This is a genomic window from Ruegeria sp. YKSE079 (assembly GCF_059612845.1).
Window position 1 is genome coordinate 38520 of the sequence record NZ_JBXWRJ010000030.1, and the last position, 10064, is coordinate 48583.

At 60.6% G+C, this 10064-nt stretch carries 7 protein-coding genes, 1 tRNA gene and 1 pseudogene; 3 read left to right on the plus strand and 6 right to left on the minus strand.

Features of this window, described 5'->3' with window-relative positions; genetic code table 11:
• Positions 1-42 precede the first annotated feature (42 nt).
• Both AC2FMY_RS20605 and AC2FMY_RS20610 read left to right on the plus strand, forming a co-directional pair.
• The gene (locus tag AC2FMY_RS20605; RefSeq protein WP_496807981.1) at positions 43-657 is read left to right on the plus strand and encodes a FecR domain-containing protein; all 615 of its coding nucleotides are present in this window, start codon (positions 43-45) and stop codon (positions 655-657) included.
• Positions 651-2498 (plus strand): CHASE2 domain-containing protein, encoded by a 1848-nt coding sequence (locus AC2FMY_RS20610; protein ID WP_496807982.1) that lies wholly within the window; start codon positions 651-653, stop codon positions 2496-2498. The genes AC2FMY_RS20605 and AC2FMY_RS20610 overlap by 7 nt, the downstream gene beginning before the upstream one ends.
• 82 nt (positions 2499-2580) lie before the next feature.
• On the opposite strand, the gene mtaB is transcribed toward AC2FMY_RS20610, so the two are convergent.
• Together mtaB and dapF are read right to left on the minus strand one after the other, a co-directional pair.
• Positions 2581-3837: a tRNA (N(6)-L-threonylcarbamoyladenosine(37)-C(2))-methylthiotransferase MtaB gene (gene mtaB, locus AC2FMY_RS20615; RefSeq protein WP_496807983.1), complete on the minus strand. Its 1257-nt coding sequence runs from the start codon at positions 3835-3837 to the stop codon at positions 2581-2583.
• Positions 3834-4676 carry a diaminopimelate epimerase gene (dapF, locus tag AC2FMY_RS20620; protein ID WP_496748480.1) on the minus strand — a complete coding sequence of 281 codons (843 nt, stop codon included), beginning with the start codon at positions 4674-4676 and terminating at the stop codon, positions 3834-3836. The genes mtaB and dapF overlap by 4 nt, the downstream gene beginning before the upstream one ends.
• A gap of 207 nt (positions 4677-4883) precedes the next feature.
• Between dapF and AC2FMY_RS20625 the strand changes: the two genes are divergently transcribed.
• Positions 4884-4959, plus strand: a tRNA-Lys gene (locus tag AC2FMY_RS20625).
• Positions 4960-5515: 556 nt separating this feature from the next.
• Here AC2FMY_RS20625 and gyrB read toward each other — a convergent pair.
• The 4 genes and pseudogenes from gyrB to AC2FMY_RS20645 form a co-directional block, all read right to left on the minus strand.
• Positions 5516-7933 (minus strand): DNA topoisomerase (ATP-hydrolyzing) subunit B, encoded by a 2418-nt coding sequence (gene gyrB / locus AC2FMY_RS20630; RefSeq protein ID WP_480748959.1) that lies wholly within the window; start codon positions 7931-7933, stop codon positions 5516-5518.
• 132 nt (positions 7934-8065) lie between these two features.
• Positions 8066-8686, minus strand: coding sequence for a LysE family translocator (locus tag AC2FMY_RS20635; protein WP_480748958.1), 621 nt, complete (start codon positions 8684-8686; stop codon positions 8066-8068).
• Complete coding sequence (gene recF, locus AC2FMY_RS20640; RefSeq protein ID WP_496745400.1) at positions 8683-9783, minus strand: DNA replication/repair protein RecF; 1101 nt, start codon at positions 9781-9783, stop codon at positions 8683-8685. The genes AC2FMY_RS20635 and recF overlap by 4 nt, the downstream gene beginning before the upstream one ends.
• A gap of 59 nt (positions 9784-9842) precedes the next feature.
• Positions 9843-10064, minus strand: a pseudogene (locus AC2FMY_RS20645) (DNA polymerase III subunit beta); the annotation flags it as partial.

Genomic DNA, 10064 nt, shown 5'->3' on the forward strand with positions numbered 1-10064 from the left:
ACCGTTCATCCTGAATGGGTTCCCCTGCGCAGAGAGGCCACAATGACTTGTCGGAACCTGCTGCGAACCTTATTCGCAAGCCTCTGGATCGGGCTGGCCCTTCCCGCCGGTGCCCAGACGCCCGGCGCGTGTGTTGTTACCCGTGTGGAAGGGGGTGCGGAGGTCTCTGCCCGCGGTGCAGGCGTACAGGCCGCGGTGACGGGCCTTGGGTTGGGTCGCAATGCCAAATTGCGCACCGAGGCCGGAGCCCGTGTCACCCTGCGCTGTTTCGGCGGGCTTGATGTCGTTGTCGGCCCCGAAAGCGAGGTCGATGTGCTTGGCCTTCTGGAGGGGGGCACGAAACCGTTGGGATTTCGGCTGATCGACGGGCTAGCCGGGTTCCTGTTCTCATCTCAGGACGGAAACGGCGTTCAGATTCGCACGCCGTCCGCCGTTGCCGCCGTGCGTTCGACGCAATGGGCGATGCAGGTTGAGCGCCGCGCAAGCGCAGTATTTGCACGCGAGGGAACGGTATTCGTCTTTGCCAATGGTGGCGAAGCGCGCCTCGGCCCCGGTGACGGCATTGACGTGACTTCCTCCGGCGAAATGGGGCAAGTCACACGGTGGGGGCAGGCGCGCATCGACCGGTTCGACGCATTGCTTGGTCCCGATTGGTAACGCGCGACAGGTTCCGGCGCACACGCCGCGTCGCCGCAGTGGTGGTGATGCTGGCAACTTTGGGCATTGCCCTTTGGCATCCCGGCAGCCGAAGCGCGTTCTGGCAGGGGATCGAAGGGCAATTCCTTGATGCCCGCTTCCTTTGGCGCGGTCCGATTGCGCCGCCTGAAGGTGTTGCAATTGTTGCCTTCGATGATGCCGCTGTTTCCCGGATCGGGACCTTCCCTCCGCCTCGCAAAACGCTTGCTGCCGCCGTGTCGGATGCCGCGCGGGCCGGGGCGAAGGTTATTGCATTGGACTTCCTGCTGATCGAGCCGCGCGAGGATGATCAAGCCCTTGCCGGTGCCTTGACCGGAGTTGATGCCGTTCTGGGCGTTGCAGAGGCGTCTTCGGATGCTCCGCTCCTCGAACTTGATGGGGAAGGCTTTTCGGTTGTCGTCGCCACGGATCATCGCAATCCTCTGCCTGCACTGGGTCCGACAGAGGCGTTGCGCGGTACAACCTCTCTCGGCCATGTCATTCTGCGCCACGACACAGATGGAGCTGTCCGCCGAATTGACGCGGCGCATCCCCTGGCAACGCAAGATGGTATCGTTTGGTATCCTGCGCTTGCTATGGCGGCCCTGACCGATGCAGGTAACGATCTTGATCTGCAACTGTGGTTGTCTGCTACCGGAGGGAAGCTGACGGCCGGAGAATCCACCATTCCGCTGGACATGCTGGGTGCGATACCACTCAAGTTCTACGGGCCGGGGGGCACTTTCCAGACCTTTTCCGTCACAGAGGTTCAGGACGCAGACCTTGAGGGCAAGATCGTGTTCCTCGGGGCAACCGCGACCGGATTCGGAGACCGGCACGCCACATCGTTCGACGCGGCCTTCCCCGGCGCCGAGCTGCATGCGACGCTTGCCGCGAACATGCTTGAAAAGCGCCTGTTGCGACGTGACGCGGTTGCGTGGTTCTGGGATATCGCACTTGCGCTCGTGGCGAGTACCTTGGGGTTCATCGTGGCCGGAGTGAGCCGACCCTGGCTTGCCCTGTCGGGAACCGCTGCCGTGACAGTTGCACTGGCGGCCGTGTTGCAGGCCGCGTTCATCGCGGGATGGTGGCTGGATGTGACAACTGTGCTGCTTTCGCTGTTGCTCGGGGTCGGATTCGGCGCCGGGTTGCGGCTTTTGGAACATCGCCGTCGCGCGGCGAACCTCGCTCTCTATCATTCACCGCTGTTGGTGGAACGGCTTGCAAGCGCCGCCGATCCCCAGTTCGAAACAGCGGCGCGGCCAGCCGTCGTTCTGTTTGTCGATGTTGAGAATTTTACTGGCTATTCAGAACAGCTGGGCCCCGAAGGCACTGCACAGTTCCTGCGAGTTTTTCATGGCCTGGTCGAACAGACGGTGGAGCCCTTGGGCGGGGTCATTGCGCATTTCGCCGGTGATGGCGCAATGGTTGTCTTTGGTCTGCCGAAACCTCGACCCGATGACGCAACGCAGGCTTTGCGGTTCATCGAAGATTTGTATGAAAGCGTTGGAAGGGCGGCTGACTGGCCTGGCCTCGGTCTGCGGGTGGGTGGCCACGCTGGCCCCGTTCAGACCGGAGTGGTCGGTGGACGGCATCACAGACAGCTGACCGTAAGCGGTGACGTGGTCAACACCGCCAGCCGATTGCAGGATTTTGCCAAATCCTACGGTGCGGCCATAGCCCTGTCCGAGGCGCTCGTGCAATCCGAACCGGAAGCACTGGCTCGGGCTGGCAAGCTGGGTCTCAGCCCGTCCGGCCGGCACAAGTTGCGCGGTCGCCAAGAACCGATCCTTGTCTGGACCGACCAGCCAACCAAAAGCTGACGAAGCATATTCGTACTCAGCACGGTTAGGACAGCGATCCTTGGACCAGCTGTGGGGAAAACTGACCAGCCTTGAGGTGCGTTCAGGCGATGAGCCGGCTATCCGACACACCGCTGATCGTCGCGGTGACGATCTGACCTTCGGATTGCGGGTGGCTCAGGCGGACCTCGGTGAATTGTTCCGTCCGGCCCATGACCGGGGTTTCCATCAAAATGCGATGGGTTTTTCCGATCTGCGCTGCGACGTGCTTTTGGACCTGCGCATCGCCCGTCGCACGCAACCGTGCAGCGCGGTCCTTGATGACCTTGCCGTTGACTTGCTGCGGAATGCGCGCCGCTGGCGTGCCGTCACGTCTGGAATAGGGAAAGACGTGCAGCCAGGTCAGGTCGCAGTCGATCACCAGTTTCAACGAATTTTCGAAATGGGCCTCGGTCTCGGTCGGGAAACCGGCGATGATGTCGGCGCCGAATGTCATCTCGGGGCGCAGCTTGCGGGCCTCTTCGGCAAAGCGGATCGCATCATCGCGCAGGTGGCGCCGCTTCATTCGTTTGAGGATCAGGTCGTCGCCATGCTGCAGGCTGAGGTGCAAATGCGGCATCAGGCGCGGTTCGGTCGCGATGGCCTGCATCAGGTTCTCATCCACCTCGATCGAGTCGATCGAACTGATCCGCAGACGCGGCAGATCGGGCACCAACTTGAGGATACGCATCACCAGATCGCCCAGCTTGGGTTGAGCGGGCAGGTCAGCGCCCCACGAAGTCAGATCGACTCCGGTCAGCACCACCTCGTTGTAGCCGCGATCCACCAGCCGCTTGATCTGGTCCACCACGACGCCGGCTGGGACGCTGCGTGAATTGCCCCGACCATAGGGAATGATGCAGAAAGTGCAGCGGTGGTCACACCCATTCTGGACCTGTACATAGGCCCGCGAGCGCGTGCCAAAACCGTCGATCAGATGACCGGCGGTTTCAGTGACCGACATGATGTCATCGACCTGCACCGCCTCGGTCCGACCGATGAAATCGGCGGCCATGCCCTTCCAGGTTTCGGGGCGCATCTTTTCGGTGTTGCCGATCACCGCGTCGACCTCGGTCATGGCGGCAAAAGTCTCTGGCTCGGTCTGGGCGGCGCAACCGGTTACGATCAGGCGCGCCTGAGGGTTTTCCCGCCGCAGCTTGCGAATTTCCTGTCGCGCCTTGCGCACCGCTTCGGCTGTGACCGCACATGTGTTGACGATCACCGCATCCGCAAGCCCCGCCTGCTGCGAAAGCTCTTTCATCGCTTCGGTTTCATAGGCGTTCAGGCGGCAGCCGAGCGTTGTGAATTTGGGCGGGTTCATTTCAGCCCGTCCAGGAATTCAGGCGTCATCGTGCCCGAGTACACATGGCAGGTCGGCCCGGTCATCCAGACCCCGTCTTCGCGCCACTCGATCCAAAGCGTGCCGCCATCCAGATCAACCCGCACCTTGCGCCCCGTCAGTCCGCGCCGCGCCGCCGCGACGGCGGTCGCGCAGGAAGAAGAACCGGACGCCAGCGTAATGCCGACGCCCCGCTCCCACACGCGCATACGGATATGGTCGGGGCCAACGATCTGGGCCACCTGAACATTTGTCCGCTGCGGATAAAGCGGGTGATATTCATAACGCGAGCCGAATTCGGTCAACGGAATCGCCTCGGCATCCTCGACGAAGAAGGTACAATGTGGATTGCCCATACCTGTGGCGACCGGCCCGCCTTCGATCGGCAGCTCCAACGTGTCCACGTCTTCGGCCAGTGGAATATCCTGCCAGTCCAGCTGAGGCTGTCCCATGTTCACCGAAGTCAGCCCGTCGCCTACGTCCCTTGCGCGCAGCTCGCCGCGGTCGGTGGTCAGCACCAACTCGGTCTTGCCGGTCTCGGTCATCAAGTGGCGTGCGACGCAACGGGTCGCGTTTCCGCAGGCGGCCGAGGTCGTGCCGTCGGCGTTGTAAAAGACCAGATGCGCATCGCCCTTGCCGTTCTGGATCACGGCCAATTGGTCAAAGCCGACCCCGAACTGGCGATGCGCGATCCCTTGCGCCGCAGCCGGGGTGATTCCGATTTCATGCGCTCGCGCATCAACAATGACAAAGTCATTGCCCAGCCCGTGCATCTTCATGAATGGTAATCCGGTATGTGTCTGATCCTGCATGGCGGGCATATAGCGCTGCTGTAGTGATGAATCCAGCCTGTCGCGATATTTCGCCAAAAAAGGGCTTGACCCCCTCGCGCCACCTCCCTAATTAGGCCGCCTATCGGGTCGCCGGATGGTTCTGAACCAAAGGGGGCGCGCGGTGCAAATAAGGCCTTGAACCTGACCGGTAAAATGCCTTACAGAGCGCCACGGATCGAAAAGATCCAAAAGAGTGGGCCGTTAGCTCAGTTGGTAGAGCAACTGACTTTTAATCAGTGGGTCGCAGGTTCGAATCCTGCACGGCTCACCACTTTTAATAGTAAAACAAAGAGTTCCGCCTCCGGGCTGTTGGCTTGGCAGGCCGTGTGATCGAATTTCACGGAAGAATGTGCTGCAAGGGATTTTGTTTTCTTGTGTTTCATAATTGGGACCAACAATTGACCGTCGATCAATTGTTCATAGGCGCGACCCCTTCCGTCGGAACCAATCCTGCTAACAATCAATTCTAGCAAACCTGTTGATTGGCAGGGAAAATACGACCCCGCCAAAACTCACCAAGACATGCCCCATGTCGCTTTTCATTCAGAGAATCTCCGCATTCCTCGAAATACTCCACCTGGACACGGTGCCCTGTCGTGGCCAGGGCATTTCGTGATCCGCGAGCTTGAAAAGTGTGTCGAGAACAAGAGCCCGATATCGCCGGATACTGGGAATGAACATATCGCGCGAGGAACTGTTCGCTCTCATCTGGTAGAAGCCGACCATCGAGGTCGCGCATGATATCAAAAACCCACAGCGCAAAACTATGGGCAAACTACGCAAACTTATAAGGTGCGCGACGTGTTATGCACAGACCTACAATAAGCTCAGAAATCCAAATTCTCCACGCTAAGTGCGTTTTGCTGAATGAATTCGCGGCGGGGTTCGACTACATCGCCCATCAGTTTGGTGAACAGATCATCAGCTTCGACCATGTCGTTAACCCGGACCTGCAGCAATGTGCGCGCGTCGGGGTCGAGCGTGGTCTCCCACAGTTGATCCGGGTTCATTTCGCCCAGACCTTTGTAACGCTGCAGCGACAGGCCCTTTTCGCCCTCATCCAAAATCGCCTTGAGCAGCGACAGCGGCCCGTGAATCGCCTGCGAGCGGTCGCGGCGGATCAAGGTGGCGGGAGTGTTATAGATCTCTTGAAGGCTTTGAGTGAAGCTGCCTGTCTTGCGCGCCTCGCCCGAGCGCAGCATCGGACCATCAAGCGTACGCACCTCTTCGACGCCGCGCAGAATGCGGGCCAGACGGATGCCGTGATCCTGAGTTATCCGGCCCTGCCAGCCGCGCTCGTATTCCAGTGCGATCAGATCCAGACGAGCGGCAACCTTGTCGGCCACGCCCTGCAGGTCCGCATCCACCGCGCCGGGCACAAAAGCGCCGGCAACGGCAGCCTGTTCAAGAATATGGCGCGGATAATGCGTCGGGAACGCATCCAGAACGCGTTTCAACTGGCGCGCCTCGTCCACAACACGGGTCAGGTCTTGACCGATGATTTCTTCGCCGGTGCCCAGTTTCAGCACCGCGCCCTCGACACCCTGATGGATAAGATAGTCATCCAGCGCTGCCTGATCCTTGAGGTAAACCTCGGACTTGCCGCGCGATACTTTATAAAGCGGCGGCTGCGCGATATAAAGATAACCACCCTCGATCAGTTCCGGCATCTGGCGATAGAAGAAGGTCAAAAGCAGCGTGCGGATATGCGCACCGTCCACGTCCGCGTCGGTCATGATGACGATCTTGTGGTAGCGCAGCTTGCCGATGTTGAACTCGTCCCGTCCGATGCCGGTGCCCAGCGCCATCACGAGGTTGCCGATTTCCTGACTGCCGAGCATCCGATCAAACCGCGCGCGTTCCACGTTCAGGATCTTGCCGCGCAGGGGCAGCACCGCCTGCGTACGCCGGTCGCGGCCCGTTTGTGCCGAGCCACCGGCCGAGTCCCCCTCGACCAGGAACACTTCGGTTTTCGCCGGGTCTTTTTCCGAACAATCTTTGAGCTTCCCTGCCAGATAGTTGACATCCATCGCCGTTTTGCGCCGGGTCAGTTCCCGCGCCTTACGCGCGGCTTCGCGGGCCAGTGCCGCCTCGATGATCTTGCCGACGATCTGCTTGGCTTCGTTCGGGTTCTCTTCGAACCACTCGGCCAGTTTCTCGTTCACCAGGTTCTCGACCGCCGGGCGCACCTCGGAGGAGACCAGCTTGTCCTTGGTCTGGGACGAAAATTTCGGATCAGGCACTTTGACCGACAGAACACAGGTTAGCCCCTCGCGCGCGTCATCGCCGGTGAAGTTGATCTTTTCCCGCTTCGCGATGCCGCTCGACTGGGCATAGTTGTTGATGGTCCGGGTCAGAGCGCCGCGAAATCCCGCCACATGGGTGCCGCCGTCACGCTGCGGGATGTTGTTGGTAAAGGGCAGCACCGTCTCGTGATAGCTGTCGTTCCACCACATCGCGATCTCGACGCCGATATCATCGCGCTCGCCCTTGAAATAGATCGGGGCGGGCATGACCGGGGATTTGGACCGGTCCAGGTATTTGACGAATTCGCGCACGCCGCCCTCATAGAACAGCTCGGTCTCGATCCGCTCGGCCGGGCGCTCGTCGATCAGGATGATGCGCACGCCCGAGTTCAGGAAGGCCAGTTCGCGCAGACGCTTTTCCAGCGTCTCGAACGAGTATTCCAGGTTCGAAAACGTCGAGGTCGAAGCCAGGAACCGCACCTCGGTTCCGGTCCGGTCGCCGCAGTCGCCAACGACTTTCAGGTGCTCGGTCGTCTCACCGCCCTCGAATTTCGCGAAATGCTCCTTGCCCTTGCGCCAGATGCGCAGTTCCAGCCAATCGGATAGTGCGTTCACCACAGAAACACCCACACCATGCAGACCGCCTGAAACCTTGTAGGAATTCGAGTCGAATTTGCCGCCAGCATGCAGTTGGGTCATGATGACCTCGGCTGCGGAAACGCCTTCTTCGGCGTGAATGTCCACCGGAATGCCGCGCCCGTTATCGGCCACGGATACGCTGGAATCGGCGTGGATTTTCACGGTGACATGGTCGGCGTGTCCGGCCAGCGCTTCGTCAATTCCGTTGTCCACCACCTCATAGACCATGTGATGCAGGCCCGAACCGTCATCGGTGTCGCCGATATACATGCCCGGCCGTTTGCGGACGGCCTCCAACCCTTTGAGAACCTTAATGGAATCCGCGCCGTATTCCTGCTGCGCCTGTGCGTCTTGGGACATGCCGTCTGTACCTATATTATTTTGGTAACTTATACGTTTTCTGGTGGGGATTGTCACGCGCTCCCACCAGATTTTGTGCATCGCAACCGTTTTTTGCACACAGCAATTCGGCGCGCGTTTCAGGCTGCATTTTCAGGTAAACGGAATGACCAGACCGACCGCGACAAGCATCGCGCCAGCGGTCAGATTCATTCGCCTCAACGCGGTCGGAGAGGCAAGAAGACGCCGCACCCGGTCAATGAACGCCGCCAGCATCAGATTGCCGAATAACGGCACCAACTGAGACACCAGAACAATGGCGGCAATATCGGGAAGCGTGACGGCGGAGAGGTCAAAAAAGCCGGGTAGAATGCCCATGTAAAACAGCACGGCCTTGGGATTGCCAAGGATCACGACCAGCCCCGCCAGAAACCCCGCCCACTTGCCGGGGCGGGTCATCCGGCTGTCGGCGTGCAAGGTCTGGCCGGCCTTGCGGATCGTCGCGATGCCCAGCCAGACAAACACCAGCACCGCAACGCCTTTCAACACGACCGCCAGTTGCACCGACGCCGCCGTGATCCAACTGACTCCGGCGATGGCCAGCACCGGCCACAGCATGTCGCCCACCACAACGCCCAGCGTCAGAGGCCACGCGGCCTGAAACCCGCCTGTCAGCGTGCGCGCGGTCAATGCCAGCCAGACCGGCCCCGGCGTCAGGAACAGAACGAAAACCGCACTGGCATAAAGCAGCAGATCCACCGTTGAGAGTGTCATGTCTGCAAAACCTCCGACACGCCTTCATGATCGTGAACCTCGATCATCTGCGCCCGCGCGCCCAGTTCTGCGAACAGTTCCGGTTCGGTCCCGGTCATCCAGGCCTGTGCCCCAAGGGCGCAAATCTCGTCATAAAGCGCCGCGCGACGCTCCGCGTCCAGATGGGCGGAAACCTCGTCCAGCAACACGATCGGGGGTGCGCCGACCAGGTCCGACAAGGCGCGTGCGTTGGACAGGATCAGCGACACCAGCAGGGCCTTTTGCTCTCCGGTCGAACAATCCTTGGCCGGAACCCCCTTGGCAGCAAATACGCCATAAAGATCGGTGCGATGCGGCCCGACCAGCGTGCGCCCGGCGGCCAGATCGCGAAACCGGCTTTCTGTAAGAGCGTCCCGCAGATCCGCAACCGTATCCGGCATTGCTCCTTCGGTTTGCACCAGCTCCAGTTCGGCCGAGGGAAACGTTGTTTCGGCCTGTGTCTGTGCGGTGCGGATGTGATCCAGCGCCGCAATCCGCGCCTGATGGATGCGGTGCCCGGCTTCGGCCATCTGGTCTTCCAGCGCACGGTACCAATGCGGGTCCCGCACGTTTTCCTTCAACAGTCGGTTCCGTTCACGCATGGACTTTTCATAAGCCAATACAGACTCGGCGTGATCGGGGTCAAAACTCAGCGTCAGCCGGTCCAGAAACCTTCGCCGCCCATCGGCCGCTTCGATCCAAAGACGGTCCATCGACGGGATCAGCCACACAACGCGCGCCAGCCTGCCCAGTTCGATCTGGCTGGCGGACTTGCCATCAATCCGAACCTGCCGCGCCGCGCCGCCCTCGGACCATGTTTCGACTTCGTATTGCCGCCCCTGCCGTTGCAACAGACCGGACAGTTTCCATCCCGGGGCCTCTGGTCTCCGCACCATCTCGGCGGCACTCGCTCGCCGCAGCCCGCGACCCGGCGAAAACAGCGATACCGCTTCCAGAATGTTGGTCTTGCCGGCCCCATTCGCCCCATGGATCGCCACCGGGCGTCCGTCAAGTGTCAACCGCGCCAGCTTGTGCGAGCGAAAATGCGAGACCGTAAGTTCGGTCAGGGCCAATCCCATGACCCCTCCCTTCATCTTTTCAAAAAAACTCCCGCCGGAGGCATCGCGCTTCAGCGCGATCAGACGCGCATCGGCATGACGACATAGACTGCGCTATGGTCGTTGCCTTCACGCATCAGCGTCGGATCTCCGGCCGAGTTGAACAGGAACACGGCGTTTTCGCGGTCCACCTGGCTGGCAATCTCCAGCAGGTATTTTGCGTTGAACCCGATCTCCAGCCGTTCGTCTCCATAGGCGACGGCCAGTTCTTCCTCTGCCGCGCCGCTGTCAGGGGCATTGAC

What these genes read in the sequence shown, in the direction of transcription:
- gyrB (WP_480748959.1), bottom strand. Translation starts at nt 7,933, where the DNA reads ATGTCCCAAGACGCACAGGCGCAGCAGGAATACGGCGCGGATTCCATT.
- recF (WP_496745400.1), bottom strand. Translation starts at nt 9,783, where the DNA reads ATGGGATTGGCCCTGACCGAACTTACGGTCTCGCATTTTCGCTCGCAC.
- AC2FMY_RS20635 (WP_480748958.1), bottom strand. Translation starts at nt 8,686, where the DNA reads ATGACACTCTCAACGGTGGATCTGCTGCTTTATGCCAGTGCGGTTTTC.
- dapF (WP_496748480.1), bottom strand. Translation starts at nt 4,676, where the DNA reads ATGCCCGCCATGCAGGATCAGACACATACCGGATTACCATTCATGAAG.
- mtaB (WP_496807983.1), bottom strand. Translation starts at nt 3,837, where the DNA reads ATGAACCCGCCCAAATTCACAACGCTCGGCTGCCGCCTGAACGCCTAT.
- AC2FMY_RS20605 (WP_496807981.1), top strand. Translation starts at nt 43, where the DNA reads ATGACTTGTCGGAACCTGCTGCGAACCTTATTCGCAAGCCTCTGGATC.